Source organism: Variovorax atrisoli, from assembly GCF_014195185.1.
GTDB classification, from domain to species: domain Bacteria; phylum Pseudomonadota; class Gammaproteobacteria; order Burkholderiales; family Burkholderiaceae_C; genus Variovorax; species Variovorax atrisoli.
In genome coordinates, this window is the sequence record NZ_JACIBG010000009.1 from 334,204 (window position 1) to 353,108 (window position 18,905).

Genomic DNA, 18,905 nt, shown 5'->3' on the forward strand with positions numbered 1-18,905 from the left:
TCAATACACGAGCATGGGCAGGCCCTTGCAGTCGAGCGATTTCAGGTTCACGTCGACCTGGCCGAGGTTGATGCCGAGTACGTTGGTCAGGAGCGGGGTGAGGATGGATGAGCCAATGGCGTTGAGCAGGGGTTCCAGCAAGCCGGCAAGGACTGATACTGCGTTGGAGACACTGCCGTTGAGCCCGTTGCTGTTGGTCTGTAATGCATCCTTGATCATGTTCTTGCAACCCTGTTCACTGCCGCCTATGCCGAGCAGGCCTGTGCACTGATTCAGGACGCCCGTCAGAAGGTCGGACACGCCGGACAGCAGCCCGGTCAGGAGGCCGCTCTGGCTCGAGTTCTGCCGGATGGTATTTATCGCGCTTGCATACCTCTGGCCCCAGCAGGCGGTAGTGCTGGCGGTGCAGATGCTCGCGGTGTTGTTCCAGAGTTGTGTGGTCAGATTGTCCAGTTGGCTGCCGGTAGGTGCTCCCGTGGGGGCCTGGCCGCCGAAGAGAAGCGATGTGAGTTGGCTGAGGAGGCTCGACACGGTCGTGCCCAATTGCAGGTTGTTGACCGGTGTGGTGCCCGTCTCGCCTTCAGCCAGAGTCAACTGAGCATCGGGCGTTGCTTTCAGCACGCCCAGGTCCAAGTGGTTGTTCACCTTGAGAAGACCGAGGACATTGATGAGTTCCATGTCCTTTAGCGTCGACGGATAGCTGCACGCAGCTGACTTGGAGAACAGATCTGTTGACGCGATCTGTCCCACGCATACGTTCGCGATCTTGCTTTCTACGGAGAACCTCACTCGGTCCTTGCCATTTGCCGGGTCCTGAAGTGCAGGAGTACACATGTCAGTGATGGTGCCGGTGCCTTGCACCGCATCGAGCACGATCGGAAGATCAAGCTTGATCAACGGGGACAATAGCGATCCCAAGAGACCTGCATCGGTGGTTACTCGAATATAGGTGCGCACCTGCGCGTTGTAAGCCTTCGCTCCGATTCCTCCGATGCCGATGGATGGAGGCTGGACTACGCCTGCCTGAACGGAGACCTTCGCCAGCGACAGCAGATTGATATTGAGCGAGCTGACATCGATCGCATGGTTTGCGGTCGCCACGCCTATTGAGGTGTAGAGCAAGTCCAGGGCACTCACCCCCACATTCAACGCACTGCTGCCAGTGCCTCCGGGCGAGATGATCTGCGCAAACAGTCCGCGTGGTCCATCTGCGAGGGAACCGAGCTGCACCATCAGATTGGTCAGTCCGAGCTTGGCCTGGATGGCCTGCAGCAGCGCGATGTTGCTTGCAAGAAGGCTGTTTTGCCCCGCAAGCGTCACGATGGCATTGAGCAGGTCGCCCAACGCCACCTGGCGACCTGCGAGCAGCGTATTGAGTTCGCCCACCCCGATATCTGCGGCCACCGGGATGCCCAGTGCGGCCAGCAGCCCACCGGGCGTGATCTTGGCCTGTGCCAGCCCGTCGTAGGCCACGAGCGATGTGCCCGAAAGATCGAGCCCAATGCCTTTGAGTAGCCGTCCGAGCGTCGAGTCACCGCTGACCGTAACGAGTTTGCTGCCCACCGAGAACTCGGCCAGCGGCGCGCTCAGCGCAGCCACCGCGTTGACACTGATGAGCCGGTTGCCGGTGAAGAACGACAACAGCGTGGGAGATGCCTTCTGGAACGCCACGCGAACCGCATTGGCGGTGCCGGTGACGGCGGGCGACTGGAAGCTGGTGTCCTTGTCCCAGTACCCGCACTGGACCTCGCCTGGCAGCAGCGTGAGGCCCGTGGGCATGTTGCCAGGTGTGCCTCCTGCTGCACCGTTGGCATTGAGCTGAGCCGCAGCGGTTGCTGCCGCGCATCCGGCTCGGATCTGCTGCGCGCCGGCCAGGGCTGCGAGGTCGGCGGCTTTCTGGAACTCGCGCTTCATGAAATACATGAAGCCGATCTCGGTGCCGATCAGCGTGATGATTATCAGGCTCAGCGCGATCGCCGTGTTGATGATGACCGACCCGCGGGATCGCGAGGGTCGGGAAGAACGGTTCCGGATTGCGGCGTTCATCTCTCTGTCGCCTTCAGGAGGACCGCAGCGCGGCGGTGGTCCGGCTTCGCAGTTGATTGGGCAGCACCCACTGGCCGACGATCGGCATCGCCGGCAGCAACTGGTTCGCGCTGTAGGGGTACGTCACGGTGACGACGTAGCGTATGTAGGCTCCCGGTGCGCTCGGATCGGTGCGCGTCACGTCCACCGTGACGTTGGAGACGATCCAGCTGCGCCGGGTGGTCACGCTCGTGCTGGCCGAAACGGGCACCACGAGCGATTGGGCCAGCGAGTCATATACGGCGTCTTTCACCCGTTGGTCGGCTGCCGTCGGTGCCGGCGTGAGAAGGCCCACGGCCCGAGCGCCTTCCTCGGACGCCCGCGTGACCGACTGCTGCGTGTAGAGCACCGCTCCGAAGGTCGCAAGCGCGTACAGCACGCTGAACAGAACGACGAAGACCAGCGCGAATTCGATGGCGGCGACACCGCGCTCGCGGCTGCGCAGGTTGCGAGTCATGGCGCCCTCCCGTCGAGCAGCATGCTGGCCTTGCCCACGATGGTCGTGGGCATGGCGAAGCTCGGAAAGGGGGGCAACAGCATCTGCAGGTTGGTGGCCGTCACGGTCACCACCATCTGGCAGCGTGTGTCCCACGTGGCACCGCAGGTAGGAGCGGTGCAATTGTTGCTGACTACGCCGCACACGGTCGCACTGACGCTGCGCGTGACCACCGGCGGCATCCAGTTGCTGCTGGCTGTCGCCGTCGTCTGAGCCTGGGTGGCGCGCGCTGCAAAGGTCGACTGGTAACGCAGCGCGGCGCGCGCGCCGTCTTCGGCTGCGTTCTGCAAGCCGAGCCGGAACGCGAACAGCATCCCATAGCTGATGATCCCGTAAAGCAACGCGAAGAAGATCAGGAACACCAAGGCGAACTCGACCGCGTACGCGCCGCGCTGGGCGTGCGCGGCGGTGCGGTTGCGAAGGCGTGGTGTGGTCATGGCGCTGCCGGATCTGCGTTGTGCGCCTCGGCTACTTCGGCGCGCCGGGGTCGCCGCCGGCGCCGGAACTGCCGTTGCCGGCGTTGGACTTCAGGCTCGAGGTCATGCGCTCGGGAATGGGGTATTCGAAGCTCTTCAGATAGCGCTGGTAGCTGCGGCTGGCGACGTCGCCGGCGATGGTTCTCGGCGTCCTGGATGCGATCTCCCCGCCGCGCTGCCAGGCGAGCAGGCTCTGGGTGGCGTCGCCGACCTGCAGCGGCTCGTAGGTGAAGTCTTCGGCCTGCGCCATCTCTTCCTGGCCCTGCGGCTGTGTCGATGCCTGCGTGGCGGCAGCAGGAGCGGGTGTTGCGGGCTCCTGTGCCTTGGCTGCCGGGGGCTGCGCCTGCGGTTGCTGTTGTTGCTGGGCGATTGCCGCCGGAGCGGCGATCAGCAACGTGGCCGCAAGTCCGAATGCCGGCAGCGAGGCGATGCGGGCGATGGTCGTCTTTCTCATGGGGTGCCTCGTGGGGTCGAATTCGGCGACAGGGAAGCCGCCGCGTCGGCGGTGGCAGGGTTGAGCTGGTTGGCGGTGCGCACGCCTGCGCTGCCCGACCAGCGCGACGCCTTGAGCATCAGCGGTTGCTGCTGCTGCGCCTGGTCTTCGCGTGCGGCCGTGGTGGCCGTGTCCGGCAGCGGGCGCACGATGGCGACGGCTGCGGCCGGTTGAAGGGAACCGGTGGACGCGAGCGGCCTCGATCCGCCGGCGCGCAGCTGCTGGGCGGCATCGCGGACCGCGGCGCGCGCCGCGGGGGACATGCGGTTGGCCTCCATCAGCCTGTTCGCCTGTTCGTCCTGCCCGGTCGCTTCGAGGTACAGCGCGAGGTTGGACTGGGCCTGCGTGCTGTCGGGCCGCAACTGCAGCGCCTGCATCAGCGGCAGCCGCGCTTCATCGATCTGTCCTGCGCGCAGGCTGGCATAGCCGAGGTCGCTGAGGAGGGCGGCGTCGGTGGGGGTGAGGCGCTGTGCCTGCTTGAGCAGCTGCACGGCTTCGGCGAAGCTGCCGCGCGCACCGGCCAGCAGGCCGAGGCCGCGATAGCCGGCGCTTTCCAGCGGCGTGCCCACGAGCCGTCTGTAGGCCTGCTCGCTCGCCACAGCCTGCCCGGTCTGGCGCAGCGCATCGGCGCGCATGCGGGTCGACTCGGGCGACACGCCCCAGCGCTGCTCCAGTGCATCGATGTGGGCCAGCGAGGCGAACCACAGCCCTTCCTTCTGCATCTGCTCGACGAGCTTGAGGTACGTGGCCTTGCTGTCGACCGCGGCGCCCGCCTTGGTGTCGGCTGTGGCCTCGGCGGATGCCCGCTGCTGCGCATCGGTGGCAGCGGCGTACTGGTCCTTGAGCGCGCCGCATCCGGTGAGCGCGAACGTTGCCGCGGCGGCGACGGCACATGCCAGCAGGCGGCCGGCCCGGGGCGAGCACATGCGGGAGAAGTCTTCGTATGTCACTTGATGATGGCTCCCAGTGAACGGAATATCGCGATAAACCCCGGCCCTGCGGTGACGATGACCAGCGCGGGCAGCAGCGTGGTCACCATCACGCCGGTCATCTTCACGGTGATCTTGCCGATGCGCTCCTTCAGCTCGGAGCGGCGGCTCTCGCGCAGCCGGTCGCTGAAGATGCGCAGCGGTTCCTGCACCGCACCGCCGTGCCGGTCGACCTGCACCAGCAGCGAAACGAGGCCGCGCATGTTCTCGTTTCTGTGGAGGGTCGCGAGGCGATGCAGCGAGTGCTCGCGCGTGCGGCCCTGGCTGTATTGCGCGTTGGCGATGGCGAGTTCGAAGCCCAGCACGCGCAGTACGTGCCGAAAGTCGGTCGCCATGATCTGCAGGCTCTGGTCCAGGCTCAGGCCCACGCCCTGCAGCAGCCGCAGCAGGTCGATGAACAGCGGCAGCTCCTGCGCGGCGCGTTCGCGTCGGCCTGCGGCGATGCGGCCCAGCACCCACTTGGGCGCCATGAAGCCGATGGCGATGGACGCCGCCAGCACGAAGGTGACGGTGTTCTGCGTGTGCCCGCTGCTCCAGAACACGTAGGCCAGCAGCGGAAGCATGAAGGCCAGCAGGATGCGCGTGACCAGGAACACCAGCTGAGCCCGCTTCGACGGCAGCCCGCACTGGTCGATGAGGTTGCGGTCTTCGTCCGCGACCAGGGCGCGGCCGATGCGCGAATCGAGCCAGTGGAAGGGCAGTTCGAGTTCGGGCTTGATCGGCGCATCGGGGTCGGCGGGAGCGTCGACGGCCGCCTTCAGATCGGGCGCCACCACGGCCTGCCGGATGGCGCGGCCGATGACCTGGCCGCTGCGCGTGCGGCGGATCTCCGCCGCGACCAGCGCGCCGGCGCCGACCATCAGCCCCACCGCGAGCAGGACGAGGCTGAGGATGAGCAGCTGGTTCGGCGTGATCGTCATGCCAGTCTCGCGAGCCTGTACAGAAGCACCGCGCCCGTCAGCTGCAGCCCCGCCGCCGAGAAGATCAGGATACGGCCCGTGTCGTCGTTCCACATCCCCATGAAGTAGCCGGGGTTGGTGAAGATGAGGAAGGCGCCTACGCCCACAGGCAGCAGGCCGAGGATCCAGGCCGACAGGCGCGTCTCGGAAGACAGCGCGATGAGTTCCTGCTCCGCCTGTTCGCGGTCGCGCATGAAGTTGGCCACGCGCTCCAGCAGCAGGTCGGCGCGTCCGCCGTAGCGCACGCCCAGGCCGAGGATGGAAGCCAGCAGGTACATCTCCTCGATGCGCACGTTTTCCGCCGTCTGGTGCAGCGCACGGTCGAGATCGACGCCCGCGCGCACCAGCGCCGCGGCGCGATCCAGGTGGCCGCGCAGGGGCGCCTGCGTGGTGGCGATCGCCAGCTGGAAAGCTGCCTGCGTGGAATTGCCGATGGTGATCAGCCGCACCATGGCGTCGATGTAGCCCGGAAGCTGATGGATGAGCTTGCGGCGGAACTTCTGCAGCTGCAGCCACAGTGCGAAGCTCGTCATCAGCATCAGCAGGAACAGCACACCCAGGGCGGCGAGCCACCCGACCAGCACACCGATCAGCAGGCAGATGCCGGCGATCACTGCCAGAGCGAAGACGATGGTGCGCGGTTCGACCACGCCCATCATCCAGCCGGGAATCGCGCGCTCGAGCAGGCTGGTGCGCACCGGGGCCGCGGGTGTCGCGCCCGCGTCGAGCCACGGGTCCGTGGTCAATCCGGACACGAGGCCGTCGGTGGGCATGTCCCGCAGCGGCATCGGTATCGGCGCCGCGTCGGCTGCCGCGGCGCTCGCCTGGATCTGCTGGCTCAGGTGTCGCTCCGTCGCCTGCCGCCCCTGCCGGTTCTTTGCCCACTGCCACAGCAGCAGGCCCGCGGCCGCGAGCAGCAGCGCGATGCAGAATGCGACGAGCAGGGCTTCACGCACGGTTGTCTCCTGCGTGCTGCGAGGCGCGCTGCAGCGACTGGCGGAAGCGCGTGATCTTCGGCGAGTGCGGCGCGATGCCCAGCGACACCCAGCGGTCGCGCTCCTCGCCGTCGGGCGAGACGATCGGCTCGTAGCGGTACAGCTCCTGCATCGCCACCACGTTGTCGTTGACGCCCGTGACCTCGCTCAGCGAAATGATGCGACGCTGCCCGTTCGAGAGGCGCCCGATCTGCACGATGAAGTCGATGGCGTTGGCGATCTGCCGGCGAAGGCTCACCTCGCTGCCCTGGTAGCCGGCGAAGCCCGCGAGCATCTCGAGGCGGTAGAGGCATTCGCGCGGCGAGCTCGCGTGGATGGTGCCCATCGAGCCTTCGTGGCCGGTGTTCATGGCCTGCATCATCTCGATGACTTCGGCGCCGCGAACCTCGCCCACGATGATGCGGTCGGGCCGCATGCGCAGGCTGTTGCGCAGCAGGTCGCGGATCGACACCACGCCCTGGCCGTCGAAGCCGCCGGGGCGGCTCTCCAGCCGCACCACGTGGCTGGTGCCCAGCGAGAGCTCGGCCGTGTCCTCGATGGTGATCACGCGCTCTCGAGCCGGGATGAAGCTGGCCAGTGCGTTCAACAGCGAGGTCTTGCCCGAGCTGGTACCGCCGCTCACGAGGATGTTGCAGCGCGCGCGCACCGCGATCTCCAGCAGCTGCGCCATGCCCGCGTCGAAGGTGCCGAGCTTCACCAGGTCGGCCGGCGTGAGCGGCTCCTTGCGGAACTTGCGGATCGACACCGACAGGCCGTCGATGGCCAGCGGCTCGATGATCACGTTGATGCGACCGCCGTCCGGCAGGCGGGCGTCGACCATCGGGTTCGACTCGTCGAGCCGGCGTCCCAGCGGCGCGAGGATGCGCCGCACGATGCGCATCACGTGTTCCGAATCGGCGAAGCGCACGGTCTCGCGTTCCAGCACGCCGTGGCGCGAGACGTACACGTTCTGGTAGCCGTTGATCAGGATGTCTTCCACCGCCGGGTCATTGAGCAGGTCTTCCAGCGGACCGAAGCCGGCGAGCTCCTTGGTGAGCGCGTCGGATATGAGCTGCATCTCGCGGTCGTTGATCGGCACGCGGCGCAGGCGCACGAAGCTGTCGACCTCCAGCTCGACGAACTGCTGGATCGACGCGCGCGACCAGCGGCCGAACTCGGCGCCCAGCTCCTCGATGCGGCTGAGCAGGTGGTCGTGCGTCCAGCTCTTGATGTCCTGGAACTGCTGGGAGTTGATGAACGCCTGGTCGTCGTCGGCGAATTCGATATCGGTGGACATGGGCTCAACCTTCGTGTGAACTCTTCCAGAAGCCGGTGACCTGCGACATGAGCGCAACCCAGCGTGGATCCTTGGCCGGTGGCTGGCCCGAGGCAGACATGTATTCCTGGTGCAGGCTGCGGGCGAGTCCCGTTACGGCCTGCGAGTAGGGGTCGTTGCGCGCGGTGCGCACGAGCATCTCGCCGCGGCTCGCGGCAGCGAGCAGCTGTGCGCTGCGCGAGGGCAGCACGTGCCGCAAGGGCAGCTCCAGCCGCTCGGCGATGTCCTTGGCCGACAGGCCCACGTGGCTGTCGAACTTGTTCACCACCAGCGACAGGCGTTCGGTCTCGATGCCGCGCGCGCGCAGCTCCTTGAGCATGTTGGCGGTCGAGACGATGCCGCCGATGCTCTGGTCGCACACCACCCAGGCCTGCTGCGCCTCGCGCACGGTCTGGGCCATGAAGTCGATGGTCGAGAAGCCGCCGAGGTCGGCGATCTGGAAGTCGAAGAAGTCGGCCAGGCGCTTGATCAGCGAGACCGAGTCGGCGTGCGAGATCTCGCGCACCTGCGCCAGGCTCGTGGGCAGCGGCAGGATCGCCACGCCGCTGGTGTGGTGTGCGAGCGCGGTGTGCAGCAGCGTCTGGTCGAGGCGGCGCAGGTTGCGCACGCCGTCGACGAAGCTGAAGCCGCTTTGCGTGTCGAGGTAGAGCAGGCCGTCGCGTGCGGGCAGGCCCAGGTCGAGCAGGGCCACGCCATGGCGCGAGCTGCGGCCAGGCGGGCGCTGCGGCGCTTGCGTGAGCTGGTCGTTGAGCGTGAGCGACAGGCTGGTGGCCAGCGTGGTCACGCCCAGGCCGGCGCGTGCGCCCAGCAGCGCCAGCGTGCTGCCGCGCGTGCCGCCCTGCAGCGTGCTGCGCCGCTCGAGCAGCGTGCGCAGCGTGACCACCGCATCCGCAGGCGGCGCGGCCATGTCGATGAAGTCGTCCACGCCCGCACGCAGGGCCGAGAGCATTGCGGCTGGCTCGGCCGACACGCCGGTGGCCAGCACCGGCAGCGTGGGCCAGTCGCGCTTCAGGCGCTGGTGGAGCTGGCTGGCGGTGGCGCCCTGGTCGGGCGAGAAGTCGATGAAGACCGCCACCGGCCCCAGCAGGGCGATGCGTTCGTCGATCGACTTCGTGTCCGGCGGTAGGACCACCACCGAGCCGAGGGTGCCGAGCGCGTCCGTCAGCCAGGTGATGTGGCTGCCGTTGCTCGACGCGAAGAGGTAGGTCTCGCTGCCTGTCTCTGGGATGCTGTCGCGTGGTGCGTTCATGGTGCCAGCCTGCGATGCATGTTCCGGGTCATCGATATCGGAGAGGTCAGCGGGAGAAGCCGGGCACGGGCGTGTCGATCGCGCCGCCCAGGAAGTACGAACGCCACACAGCGCCGTCGCGCTGCTCGGCGGTGCCGGGCATGTAGGGCGTCAGGTCGGTGCCGCGCGCGATGGGCTTGACCAGGTGCGGAGTGACCAGGATCACCAGCTCCTTCTCCTTCATCTGGTAGTTGTTCTTGCTGAAGAAGGTGCCGAGGATCGGCAGGTCGCCCAGCAGGGGCACCTTGTCGGCGTTGGAGGTGGTGGTGCGGCTGACGAGGCCGCCGATGATGAAGCTTTCGCCGTCGCCCAGTTCCACCGTGGTGTCGGCGCGGCGCGTGGTGATCGCGGGCACCGCGACGCCGTTGATGCTCAGCGAGTTGGTGTAGTCGAGGTCGCTGGCTTCCGGCGCCACCTTGAGCACGATGCGCTCGTTCGACAGCACCGTGGGCGTCAGCGTGAGGCCGATGCCGAAGGGCTTGTATTCGATGCTGGTGGTGCCCAGGCCCTGGGGCACGGGCACGGGCAGTTCGCCGCCGGCCAGGAAGCTCGCGCTCTGGCCCGACAGCGCCACCAGCGTGGGCTCGGCGAGCACGCGGGCCATGCCGTTGCCTTCCAGGAAGCCGACGTTGGCGCCGATGCCGGCCTTGCTGAAATTGAAAAGGAGATCGAAGGCCTGCGTCAGAGGATTGGTGAATTCGGTCGTGATGCTTCCGTCGCTGGCGTAAGTGCTCTTGTTGAGCGAAGACGGGGCAAAGACGCCGAAGCTGAAGCCGTGCGAGTTCGTGCGGGTGCTGAAGATGTTCAGGCCAGCCTGCTTGAGCACGCTGCGGTTGAACTCGACGACCTTCACCTCGACCTGCACCGTGCTGCTGCGCACGTTGACCACCGAGCGGTCGACGAGGTCGGTCTTCTCTGCGCCCGGCGCCAGGCTGGCGAGGGCATTGGTGCGCTGCGCCTGGTGCGAGGCCATGTTGTCCATGGTGCCCGTGACCGTGGCCACGGCGCGGCGCACTTCGATCGCGTAGGTGGTCGCGGCGGTGCTGCCCTTTTCCCAGACCATCAGCGTGGTGCGCCCGACGCCCTTGCCCGTAACGATCAGCCGCGCGGCCGGCGAATTCGGCGACTGGCGGGTGATGGTGACGGCCGCCACGGCTTCGTCGCCGATGGCCATGCGGTCGATGCCCTTGGCGATCAGCAGTTCACGCTGCGTGCCGACCGGCAGCGCCAGCGAGCGCTGCGGCTGGAATTCCGGGCGCGTTCCCGTTCCTTGCGCATCGGCCGCGGTCGCGGCGAGCGGCCAGGCGGCCTGCGACATCGCGAGCGCGGCGATCAGCGACGAGCGCAGCAGCCTCGGCGCGGCATTGCGGGACTCCCTGTGACTGCGAGCTGCACGGGTCGACGACTCGCGGGGCATGTGATCCATTTGATTTTCCTGGGTGACCTGTGTCTGGTGGCGGCTGGCCGGCATCGGCTCAGTAGTTCACGGTTTCGCTGCGATCGCCGCGGATGACCTCGACCTGGAGTCCGCCGCTGCGCGTCGTGCGTGCCGCACGTGGGGTGGCGGCGAGGGCGCGGGCCTCCGTGGCCAGTGGGCGGACGGTGGGCCCCTTGCCGCCGGTGACGAGGTCGGCGGTCGTCAGGCCGGCCTGTGCGAGGTCCAGTCCTTCCAGCGGTCCGCGGCGTGCATCGCCGGCCTTGGGCTGTGCCGGCTGCAGGGCCGTCGGCAGTTCGGCGAAGAGCCTGGGATCGGGCTCCGATTTGTCCGCCGGATTGCGCAGCGCGAGCATCAGGCGGCCGCTGGCGTCGCCGATGGTCAGCCGGTTCACCTCGTCGATCGGCACGGCGAGCACCGCGGTGCGGGCGTTGTCGTTGCGCTGCGCCTGCTGCGCAGCCTTGTCGGGCGACTTCGAGGCCATGCCGTCGACCGACGCATTGCCGAATGCCAGCACGCGCTTGCGCGCGAGCAGCAGGCGCGCCTGGCTGCGGTCCACGTCCTTGCCGTCCGACTTGAGCGTGATGAACACGTCGACGAAGTCGCCGGGCTGGATCTTGTTGCCGACGCCCATGACTTCGTCCGCCTTGATCGCGACGGCGCGCTCGCCTTCGCCGATGCGCATCGCCAGGCCGGACACGAGCTGGTTCTCCATCACCGGCGTGCCTTCGGCCAGGTCCAGCACCGGCACGCGGCCCGCGGCCACGTTCACGTCCTGGAACGCGCCGGCGGGGTTGATCGTGAGGCGCTCCACACGCAGCGCGTCGGCCGGAATCGCCTCGCCCGCGGGCAGCGGCTTGGCCGCCACCACGACCGGGTAGACCAGCACTTCCTTGGCCTTGACCGGTTCGGCGGCCGGACCCGCGGCCGCCACGGCCGGAGCAGGGGCCTGCCGGCTCAGCATCCACGCATAGCCTCCCAGCGCGATGGCCAGGAGCACGAGGACGGCGGCGATGATTTTCGTGATGTTGATCATGGGCGGCGGATGAAAGAGTGGGGGCAAGCGATCATGGGAATGGAGAGATGGATGACCCGCAGTGACAGAGGCAGAAGACTGCTAGCTCTGTCGCCCCCAGACCATCCAGACCGCTGTGGCCATCGCGAGATAAGCCGCGTAGGGAACGATGCGCCGGCGCTTGGGCGGGGCGCTGCCGTCGGACTCGACGGCGGTTGAGGAGGAAACCGAAACCGGCGAAGCCGGCCCCTGCAGCATCAGTGCAAGGCGGGGAGAAAGCGGCCAGCGCTGCAGCGCGAGCCATGCGGCGCTATGGAGCCCGGCCAGCAGGCTGGCGCCGATCCAGATGGGCAGCAGCGCGGACAGGCCGACCCAGAGTCCGAGCGCGCCTGCGAATTTCACGTCCCCGGCTCCCATGTAGCCGGCGGCGTAGATGAGCAGCAGGCAGCCGAAGCCGACGGCTGCGCCCGTGAGTGCTGTGGTCCATTCGAGGCCGAAGGGCTGCATCCCGAGGCCCAGTGCGGCCAGTGCCACTGCGGCGCCGGCAAGCACGAGCCAGTTGGGGACGCGGCGCTGACGGAAGTCATACACGGCAACGAACAGCAACCACAGCAAACACGCCAAACGCATCACTGATAGGGATGCTCAGGAGGTCGGGACCGTCAGCTTGCCGCTGATGTAGGTGAAGACGCCCGAAAGCTTCTTGCCAAGGCCGGTGTCGCCCGACAGCACGCCAACGATAGCGATGGAGATGAGACCCGCGATGATGCCGTACTCGATGGCGGTAGCGCCTTCTTCGTCGCGCAGGAAACGGGTGATGGAGTTACGCATGATGGACCTTTCAGGAACGATGAGCAAAAAGTACAACGGAGAAATACTGGAACCTGATCTCGAGAGTCGATGGGGAAACCGTGTGCCAATAACTCCGCTCAGGGGGTCGCGATGGCTGCGAGCTTGTCGCTGATATAGGTGAAGACGCCCGAGAGCTTCTTCCCAAGGCCGGTATCGCCAGAAAGAACACCGACGATGGCAATAGAAATAAGGCCCGCAATAATTCCGTATTCAATTGCGGTCGCGCCTTCCTCATCGTGCAAAAAGCGCTTTATTGAGCTGAGCATGATTTCCCCTTTCAGGAGTGTTAACAAAGGCTTGCGAGGTGGATGTTATACAGCGTAACTCCGTGTATCAACAAGGCAAACCCGCAAGTCTTTCGTCAGAGTGTGCTAGCCGAAAGGGGTATAGCAGGATAGCGGCCAGCCTCTCGCCAGCCGGAGACAGGGGTGACCTGCTCAGCCAGTTAACGATCAGGAAACCAATTTTTCCCTCTGTGGACCACAGTGCGCCTCCCATGAAGGGGGGATGTGGCGTAACGGCGCGGGGAACGCTCGGGACGGGGGCGTTACGGGAACAAACGCGTTACGTGTTACGTAGCACGGGCCCCTGAGCCTTAGATGTAACGGTCAAAAAAGGCCCAGTTCGTGAGCAAAAAGTCACGACTTCGAGGGGGTCGCCCCAAGGGCAGGAGGGTCTAGGACCCGGGCCTCAGCCCAGGATCTCTTCGTGGAAGAGCTTCCAGTCGGTACCCTGGCGTAACCAGTACTGGCGACGGGAACGTCCGCTCTTCTCGCCTTCGAACACTTCGCCGAAGGTGACAACCATGGTGTCGTCGCCGTCCTTCCAGTGGAGGTACGACATGTCCTTGAGCTGGACGCGCTTGCCCTGCGCGTATTTCACTTCGTCGTCGACGACTGAAATTCCCTCATTGGACTTTTTGGCGATGCGCTGGAAATCGGGCAAATAGAATTTCTTCAATTGCGCTTCATTTCCGCTGGCGCGGGCGTCTTTCCAGCCGGTGATAGCACTTGTAATTGACTGGGCTTCTTTTTCTGCCTGCGTTTGCGAAATCCATTGCAGGCTGCGCGCGGTGACCACCGGCGTGGCGCCGATTTGCACCTTGCGCAATAGCTGCCTGAGGTCGGGGTTGGCCATGACCACGCAGCCGTCGCTCGCCAGCGGCGCCCGGGCGAACTGCTGCGGCGGGGTGCCGTGCAGCCAGATGCCGCTGCCGGTCTTGCCGCGCCGCACGTCGTACGGGTTGGGGTAGTTGATAGGCAGGGCGCCCGCGCCGTAGAAGTCCTTCAGCGTCTTCGGATCGAGGCTGCTGGTGATGTAGTACACGCCCAGCGGCGTGCGCGCATCGCCTTCGGTGGCCTTGTCGGTGCCGGCCTTGCCGACCGAGATGTAGTAGTCGGCCGCCAGCTTCAGGCCCTTGTCCGAGTTCTCGAACAGGTAGAGCCGCGAGCGCGAGGCGTCCACCGCGATGGCGTAGCGGCTGCGGGTGGACAGCGCCAGGAACTGCGAGGGCACCGTGTTGGCCGGCGGGCGGTCGCGCAGGGCCTGCAGGCGGCGCTTCGATTCCTCGTGCAGCTCGGCCATGGCCGGGTTGCCGCGCATCTTCGCGATGCTGGCGGTGTCGGGCAGCGAGTTCGAAGGGGGCACCTGCGCGGCGAGCAGGTCGCCGTAGACGAGCTGTGCCAGCTGGAAGTTCGGGTAGTCGCGCACCAGGTCGCGCGCCTTGGCCAGCGCGGGCCGGGTCTGGCCACGGCCGAACATCTCGTAGACGGCGATCAGTCGGGCTTCGGCGCTGCTGGCTTCCTGGATGCTGCCGGCCGGTGCCGCCCTGCGTGCGGGCTTGGCATTCGCTGCTGGTGCCGCAGCCGTGCGCAGCTCGGCGTTGCCGGTGCTCTTCCTGCCCTTGGCGCCGCGAGGCTCTCTGACTTCCCTGGCCGAGGCGACACGGCTGTTCGTGCCGTTGCGCGCCGTGGCGCGGCTGCCGTTGCGGCCGTTGCCTGCAACGGCTGTCTTGCCGCCTTTTTCCTTGTGAGCCGCACTGCCCGCCTTGGCGGAGCCGCCCGTCTTGCCTGCGGCGTTCGACGCCAGCGCGGCACCGGGCGCCGCGAACATCAGTGCCGACGCGGCGGCAATCGCCGCGAGCAGCTGCTGTCCGCTGCGCACACGAAAAGGGGGATGCTGAAGCCGGCCCTGCCGGACGATGTCTGCCACTAGCCGCCGACGCTTTCCTTGCGAATGTGCCATTGATTGCCGGAGCGCTGCATCTCCAGCGTCTTGCGGCTCGAAACGTTGAGGTTGTCCGCGCGGTAGATCTGGCGGAACTTGGCCGTCGCGTTCTGGCCGTCGACCTTGATCGCGAGGTTCTCGATGTTCACGCTGATGCTCGACTTGCCGACGATGCGCGCGCGGCGGTCTTCTTCCCAGCTCTTGCGGCTCTGGCCGCCGGCGGGCGTGAAGTCGGAGCCGTAGGCCGCGAGGTAGCGATCCATGTCCTGGCTGGCCCAGGCAGAAGCCCATGCGCGCACGGCCGATTCGACTTCGGCATTGGCAGAGGCGTTGACTGCTGCGGGTGCCGGGGCAGGTGCGGGAGCCGGTGCTGCTTCGGGTGCCTTGGGCGCCGCGGCCACCGGCGCGGGAGCTGCCGCGACCTTTGCAGGCGGCGGCGGTGCCGCAGGCGCGGGCGCCGGAGCCGGGGCTGCCTTGGCGGCAGGCGCAGGCGCTGGTGCGGCCGCGATCAGCGCGGTCGGCTTGCCGCCGGGCGGCGTCGGCGTGAAGAGCGTGCGGATCACCGCGAGCTTGGGCTGCACGGCGGTGTTGTTCTGGTCGAGCTGCAGCGCCTTGCTGTAGGCCTGGCTCGCGAGCCGGGCGTACACGTCGCCGAGGTTCTCCTGGGCGGTGGCGTAGCTGGGGTTGGTGCGGATCGCGCTCTCGAGCGCGGCGCGGGCCTTGTCGAACTGGTTCTGGCTCGCGTAGATCACCGCGAGGTTGTTGTAGGGCTCGGGCAGCTCGGGCGCGTCGAGCGTGAGCTGCGTGAAGGCGGCGATGGCTTCGTTGCGCTTGCCGGTGTCGAGCTGGATCACACCCTTGAGGAAGCGCATCTGCGGATCGCGCGGCTTGTCCTTGAGGAAGGCCTCGGCCTTGGCCATGGCCTCGTCGAGCTTGCCGGCCTGCATGAGCTTGTCGACTTCCTCGTGCTCGATGGCCGCCAGCGCCGGAAGCGCGACGCCACAGGTGGCCGCGGCCAGGAGCAGGGCGCGCACGGTGGGGGAGAAGCTGAAACGGGCGCGTGGCCTGGGGCTCTTGGGCATTGCGGACAAGACCTCGTAGGGGTGGGTGATGCGGCAGGGATTGTAAGTGGGGCGGGTAACCCCCCGATACAGGGATGACAGGCCTTTCGAAGCCTTTCGGCGCGCCCGCAACGCCTGCCCGCGCCCCCGCCCGGGGCGGCCCCGCAGTACAGTGCCGCCGTGGACCGCCTTCAAAGCATTGAAACTTTCGTTCGCGTCGCGCAGACCCAGAGCTTCGCCGAAGCCGCAAGGCAGCTGCGCGTGGCCAACTCGGTCGTCACCACGCGGGTCAAGCAGCTCGAGGAGTTCCTCGGCGCGCCGCTCTTCCACCGCAGCACGCGCGTGGTGCGGCTCAGCGACATGGGCCAGGCCTTCCTGCGCGACTGCACCGAGCTGGTGGCGCGCGCCGACAGCATCGTCGACCAGATGCGCGATGCGCGCGGTACGCCTTCGGGCACGCTGCGCGTGCATGCGCTGACCGGCATGGTGCTGGGGCGTTTCGCCTCGCTGCTGCGGGAGTTCCAGTCGACCTACCCCGACATCCACCTCGAGCTGATCGTGAGCGACGCCGTGGCCGACCCGGTGAAGGCCGGCGTCGACTGCGCGCTGCAGATCTTTCCCGCGGCCTCCCAGGAGCTGGTGGCCAGGCCGCTCTTTCCGGTGCGGCGCGTGCTGTGCGCCACGCCGGCGTACCTGAAGGCGCACGGCACGCCGGCCACGCCGCGCGAGCTGCACCGCCACAAGCTGGGCCTGTACTCGGGCTACCCCACGCGCGACCGCTGGACCTTCCACCACGGCGGCGAGCAGACCACCATCTATCTCGCGGCCGCGCTGCTGACCAACAGCGTGCACCTGCTGCGCGAATATGCGCTGGAGCATGCGGGCATCGTCTGCCTGCCCACGCTGGTGGCGGGTGACGCCATCGCGCGCGGCGAACTCAGCGTGGTGCTGGCCGACCACCAGCTGTCGTCGTTCTCCCTGAGCGCGGTCTACGCGGGCACCTCGCGCAATGCGCTGAAGCTGCGCCTGTTCATCGAACACATCGCCACCCGCTTCACGCGCGTGCCGCCTTGGGACGCGACGTTGATCGAGCGCGGGCTGATCCCCGAAGAGCTCATCGAGTTCAGCCGCACCAGCGGATGAGGTGAGCCCTCCTTCAGGCTTTGCGTAATTCGTTTCGCCGACGGCCCGGCGTAGACGGTTCTGCGGCGCCTAGCGAACGAGCCCTGTGGCTCGCTCCCGGGCGCCGGTCCGGTACGGGGTAAACCCCAGCGATTATTCGGAAGCTCCGAACAATCCTCTTCCAAACTGGTCCCTACCGGTGTTGCCGCATGGCTCCTAGAGTTCGCTCATCCAAGGAGACAAAACATGACAGCCAGCCATTCCACTGCCCCGGCCGCGGCCTACAGGACCCGCTTCGGATCGCTCAAGGACTTCGAGAAGGGCCACGTCGAAGCCATCGACGACGACGTGCGGCACTACGCCTTCTCCAACTGCTTCGAGATCGCGAGCCTCAGCAAGCCCTACGAGAAGGTCGTGTTCGGCCAGAACCAGATCTACGTGCTGGAGACGCTGCGCGCCGAAGGCACCTCGCCCTGGTACACGTGCGCGCACGACGAGTTCGCGCTGGTGATGGACGGCGACGTCGAAGTGCACCTGGTGCAGCTCGACGAGAGCCAGGTGGTGGCCGACAAGGACAAGAACGGCGCCGTGCTCGTGAAGGGCGAGCCCAGGGGAAAGAAGATGGGCTGGATGAAGCTCTCGCGCGGCCACCAGGGCCTGCTGCCGAAGAACACCGCCTACCAGTTCCGCAACGCCGGCGAACCGGGCGTGATCGTGCTGCAGAGCTGCAAGGGCGATCTCTCGGTGGAGAAGTGGGCCGAGATCTGCCAGGCGCATTGACTCGCCCCCAGGCTTCGCGCACTTCGTGTCGCTGCGCCAACCCCCTAGCGGGGGCAACACCTGCGGCCCGGCAGAGCCGGTTCCGCGGTGTTCCGCGAAGGATGCAGGCCACCTATTCAGACCAGACAAGGAAAACACCATGAACGCACCCGCAGAACTCGCCAAGGTGATCGCGTCACAGCCCGACGCCACACTCGGCTACAAGGACTTCTCGCTCGGCAGCTTCAGCTTCCGCCGCGACGAATACTTCGTGCACATCGGCTGGAAGACCCGCGACGGCCGCCCCATGAGCCACACCATGGACGCCGGCAACTACCTGCGCGCACTGATGCGAGACGTGGCCTGGGGCTTCTTCTACGGCTGGGTCAACTTCGACGACGTGTTCGGCACCGTCAACCACTACGAGTCGGTCGACCTGTACGCCGGCAGCTTCAACGGCACCATGAAGGAGGCCGGCATCGACCTGCTGGAGAACTTCCCGACCGCGCAGATCCGCGCCACCTTCGAGGCCATGCTCGACGACTGGACCAACGAGAGCTTCGACCCCTTCGCCGCGCCGCAGGAAACCGGCTCGCCGTACGGCCGCAAGAACGGCAACAACACCGCCAAGATCACCAGGGCGCGCGAACTCGCCAAGCGCTGCGTGGGCCTGAAGGGCGACCTCGACCTGCGCAGCGACGAGCGCGGCGCGCCGGTCAACCGCGCCTTCGCCGACGTGCCGCAGGGCCAGCCCGAGCTGCACCCCGAGCCCGGCTTCGAGAACGAGGTGCACGCCTTCAACCTCTTCGGCTTCCTGAGCCGTTCGCAGGTGACGTGGAACCCGAGCTTCACCTCGGTGGTGAAGCACAGCTACATGTGCCCGACGACTGAGGAGCACATCCTGCCGATCATCCACGGCAACGACCGCGTCGAGTGGTTCTTCCAGATGACCGACGAGATCCACTGGGACTGCGGCGACAAGAACACCGGCAGGCCCATGGCCCGCGTGATCATGAAGGCAGGCGACATGGCCGCCATGCCTGCCTACTGCCGCCACCAGGGCTTCAGCCCCAAGCGCTCGATGCTGCTGGTGTGGGAGAACGGCTCGCCGAGCCTGGTGTACGAGATCCAGAAGGGCGAGTCGCCCGAGATCCCGGTGCAGTTCTGAACTGACGTTCTCCCTCCCCCTCTGGGGGAGGGCAGGGGTGGGGGCTCTTCGAGCCCGCGCCCTCCTTGAAGAGGCCCCCCCCCCCACCCCCCCCCCCCCGGGGGGGGGGGGGGGCGGGGCGAGGCGGAATTTTTGCAAACCCCCCCCCCACGAAAAAGCCGGGCCCGGCGG

The 18,905-nt window shown here is 67.0% G+C and carries 19 protein-coding genes; 3 read left to right on the plus strand and 16 right to left on the minus strand.

All coding sequences use genetic code 11. The features are described from left to right. The 16 genes from FHY06_RS28790 to FHY06_RS28865 all read right to left on the minus strand — a co-directional run bounded on the left by FHY06_RS28790 (position 1) and on the right by FHY06_RS28865 (position 15,706). Positions 1 to 2,046, minus strand: a complete 2,046-nt coding sequence (locus FHY06_RS28790; protein ID WP_132753582.1) for a TadG family pilus assembly protein — start codon at positions 2,044 to 2,046, stop codon at positions 1 to 3. Positions 2,047 to 2,059: 13 nt separating this feature from the next. Beyond that, on the minus strand, positions 2,060 to 2,542 hold the full coding sequence (locus FHY06_RS28795; RefSeq protein WP_126184627.1) for a TadE/TadG family type IV pilus assembly protein: 483 nt from the start codon (positions 2,540 to 2,542) through the stop codon (positions 2,060 to 2,062). After that, positions 2,539 to 3,018: a TadE/TadG family type IV pilus assembly protein gene (locus tag FHY06_RS28800; RefSeq protein WP_126184626.1), complete on the minus strand. Its 480-nt coding sequence runs from the start codon at positions 3,016 to 3,018 to the stop codon at positions 2,539 to 2,541. Before FHY06_RS28800 ends, FHY06_RS28795 begins: the two co-directional genes overlap by 4 nt. Before the next feature lie 31 nt (positions 3,019 to 3,049). After that, positions 3,050 to 3,511: a DUF3613 domain-containing protein gene (locus FHY06_RS28805; RefSeq protein WP_184607124.1), complete on the minus strand. Its 462-nt coding sequence runs from the start codon at positions 3,509 to 3,511 to the stop codon at positions 3,050 to 3,052. Then, positions 3,508 to 4,500, minus strand: a complete 993-nt coding sequence (locus FHY06_RS28810; protein ID WP_311733744.1) for a tetratricopeptide repeat protein — start codon at positions 4,498 to 4,500, stop codon at positions 3,508 to 3,510. The genes FHY06_RS28805 and FHY06_RS28810 overlap by 4 nt, the downstream gene beginning before the upstream one ends. Continuing rightward, positions 4,497 to 5,459: a type II secretion system F family protein gene (locus FHY06_RS28815; protein ID WP_126184624.1), complete on the minus strand. Its 963-nt coding sequence runs from the start codon at positions 5,457 to 5,459 to the stop codon at positions 4,497 to 4,499. Before FHY06_RS28815 ends, FHY06_RS28810 begins: the two co-directional genes overlap by 4 nt. Further along, complete coding sequence (locus tag FHY06_RS28820) at positions 5,456 to 6,454, minus strand: type II secretion system F family protein (protein ID WP_184607125.1); 999 nt, start codon at positions 6,452 to 6,454, stop codon at positions 5,456 to 5,458. The genes FHY06_RS28815 and FHY06_RS28820 overlap by 4 nt, the downstream gene beginning before the upstream one ends. Beyond that, on the minus strand, positions 6,447 to 7,769 hold the full coding sequence (locus FHY06_RS28825; RefSeq protein WP_019656197.1) for a TadA family conjugal transfer-associated ATPase: 1,323 nt from the start codon (positions 7,767 to 7,769) through the stop codon (positions 6,447 to 6,449). The genes FHY06_RS28820 and FHY06_RS28825 overlap by 8 nt, the downstream gene beginning before the upstream one ends. A 4-nt stretch (positions 7,770 to 7,773) precedes the next feature. Further along, complete coding sequence (locus FHY06_RS28830; RefSeq protein WP_019656196.1) at positions 7,774 to 9,057, minus strand: CpaE/TadZ family protein; 1,284 nt, start codon at positions 9,055 to 9,057, stop codon at positions 7,774 to 7,776. Between the two features lie 46 nt (positions 9,058 to 9,103). Then, a complete protein-coding gene (locus FHY06_RS28835; RefSeq protein ID WP_184607126.1) occupies positions 9,104 to 10,522 on the minus strand; it encodes a type II and III secretion system protein family protein in 1,419 nt (472 codons plus the stop codon). A 49-nt stretch (positions 10,523 to 10,571) separates the two neighbouring features. Continuing rightward, on the minus strand, positions 10,572 to 11,567 hold the full coding sequence (cpaB, locus tag FHY06_RS28840) for a Flp pilus assembly protein CpaB (protein WP_184607127.1): 996 nt from the start codon (positions 11,565 to 11,567) through the stop codon (positions 10,572 to 10,574). A gap of 81 nt (positions 11,568 to 11,648) precedes the next feature. Continuing rightward, positions 11,649 to 12,176, minus strand: a complete 528-nt coding sequence (locus tag FHY06_RS28845; RefSeq protein ID WP_184607128.1) for an A24 family peptidase — start codon at positions 12,174 to 12,176, stop codon at positions 11,649 to 11,651. A gap of 15 nt (positions 12,177 to 12,191) precedes the next feature. After that, the gene (locus FHY06_RS28850; protein WP_019656192.1) at positions 12,192 to 12,377 is read right to left on the minus strand and encodes a Flp family type IVb pilin; all 186 of its coding nucleotides are present in this window, start codon (positions 12,375 to 12,377) and stop codon (positions 12,192 to 12,194) included. A gap of 98 nt (positions 12,378 to 12,475) precedes the next feature. Further along, entirely contained in the window at positions 12,476 to 12,664 is a 189-nt protein-coding gene (locus FHY06_RS28855) for a Flp family type IVb pilin (protein ID WP_020723211.1), read from the minus strand. Positions 12,665 to 13,088: 424 nt separating this feature from the next. Beyond that, positions 13,089 to 14,609, minus strand: coding sequence for a L,D-transpeptidase family protein (locus tag FHY06_RS28860; RefSeq protein ID WP_244164370.1), 1,521 nt, complete (start codon positions 14,607 to 14,609; stop codon positions 13,089 to 13,091). Continuing rightward, positions 14,609 to 15,706 carry a nuclear transport factor 2 family protein gene (locus tag FHY06_RS28865; RefSeq protein WP_019656189.1) on the minus strand — a complete coding sequence of 366 codons (1,098 nt, stop codon included), beginning with the start codon at positions 15,704 to 15,706 and terminating at the stop codon, positions 14,609 to 14,611. Before FHY06_RS28865 ends, FHY06_RS28860 begins: the two co-directional genes overlap by 1 nt. Positions 15,707 to 15,865: 159 nt before the next feature. Here FHY06_RS28865 and FHY06_RS28870 point away from each other — a divergent pair, with 159 nt between their 5' ends. The 3 genes from FHY06_RS28870 to FHY06_RS28880 all read left to right on the plus strand — a co-directional run bounded on the left by FHY06_RS28870 (position 15,866) and on the right by FHY06_RS28880 (position 18,734). Next, the gene (locus FHY06_RS28870; protein WP_019656188.1) at positions 15,866 to 16,828 is read left to right on the plus strand and encodes a LysR family transcriptional regulator; all 963 of its coding nucleotides are present in this window, start codon (positions 15,866 to 15,868) and stop codon (positions 16,826 to 16,828) included. Positions 16,829 to 17,053: 225 nt separating this feature from the next. Beyond that, a complete protein-coding gene (locus FHY06_RS28875; protein WP_184607129.1) occupies positions 17,054 to 17,587 on the plus strand; it encodes a cupin domain-containing protein in 534 nt (177 codons plus the stop codon). Positions 17,588 to 17,726: 139 nt separating this feature from the next. Next, entirely contained in the window at positions 17,727 to 18,734 is a 1,008-nt protein-coding gene (locus FHY06_RS28880) for a hydroxyquinol 1,2-dioxygenase (protein ID WP_126184614.1), read from the plus strand. The last annotated feature ends 171 nt before the right edge of the window (positions 18,735 to 18,905 follow it).

Coding starts and splice junctions, on each gene's coding strand:
- FHY06_RS28830 (WP_019656196.1), bottom strand. CDS start 9,057: ATGAACGCACCACGCGACAGCATCCCAGAGACAGGCAGCGAGACCTAC.
- FHY06_RS28815 (WP_126184624.1), bottom strand. CDS start 5,459: ATGACGATCACGCCGAACCAGCTGCTCATCCTCAGCCTCGTCCTGCTC.
- FHY06_RS28825 (WP_019656197.1), bottom strand. CDS start 7,769: ATGTCCACCGATATCGAATTCGCCGACGACGACCAGGCGTTCATCAAC.
- FHY06_RS28800 (WP_126184626.1), bottom strand. CDS start 3,018: ATGACCACACCACGCCTTCGCAACCGCACCGCCGCGCACGCCCAGCGC.
- FHY06_RS28835 (WP_184607126.1), bottom strand. CDS start 10,522: ATGGATCACATGCCCCGCGAGTCGTCGACCCGTGCAGCTCGCAGTCAC.
- cpaB (WP_184607127.1), bottom strand. CDS start 11,567: ATGATCAACATCACGAAAATCATCGCCGCCGTCCTCGTGCTCCTGGCC.
- FHY06_RS28795 (WP_126184627.1), bottom strand. CDS start 2,542: ATGACTCGCAACCTGCGCAGCCGCGAGCGCGGTGTCGCCGCCATCGAA.
- FHY06_RS28850 (WP_019656192.1), bottom strand. CDS start 12,377: ATGCGTAACTCCATCACCCGTTTCCTGCGCGACGAAGAAGGCGCTACC.
- FHY06_RS28805 (WP_184607124.1), bottom strand. CDS start 3,511: ATGAGAAAGACGACCATCGCCCGCATCGCCTCGCTGCCGGCATTCGGA.
- FHY06_RS28875 (WP_184607129.1), top strand. CDS start 17,054: ATGACAGCCAGCCATTCCACTGCCCCGGCCGCGGCCTACAGGACCCGC.
- FHY06_RS28845 (WP_184607128.1), bottom strand. CDS start 12,176: ATGCGTTTGGCGTGTTTGCTGTGGTTGCTGTTCGTTGCCGTGTATGAC.
- FHY06_RS28790 (WP_132753582.1), bottom strand. CDS start 2,046: ATGAACGCCGCAATCCGGAACCGTTCTTCCCGACCCTCGCGATCCCGC.
- FHY06_RS28865 (WP_019656189.1), bottom strand. CDS start 15,706: ATGCCCAAGAGCCCCAGGCCACGCGCCCGTTTCAGCTTCTCCCCCACC.
- FHY06_RS28855 (WP_020723211.1), bottom strand. CDS start 12,664: ATGCTCAGCTCAATAAAGCGCTTTTTGCACGATGAGGAAGGCGCGACC.
- FHY06_RS28880 (WP_126184614.1), top strand. CDS start 17,727: ATGAACGCACCCGCAGAACTCGCCAAGGTGATCGCGTCACAGCCCGAC.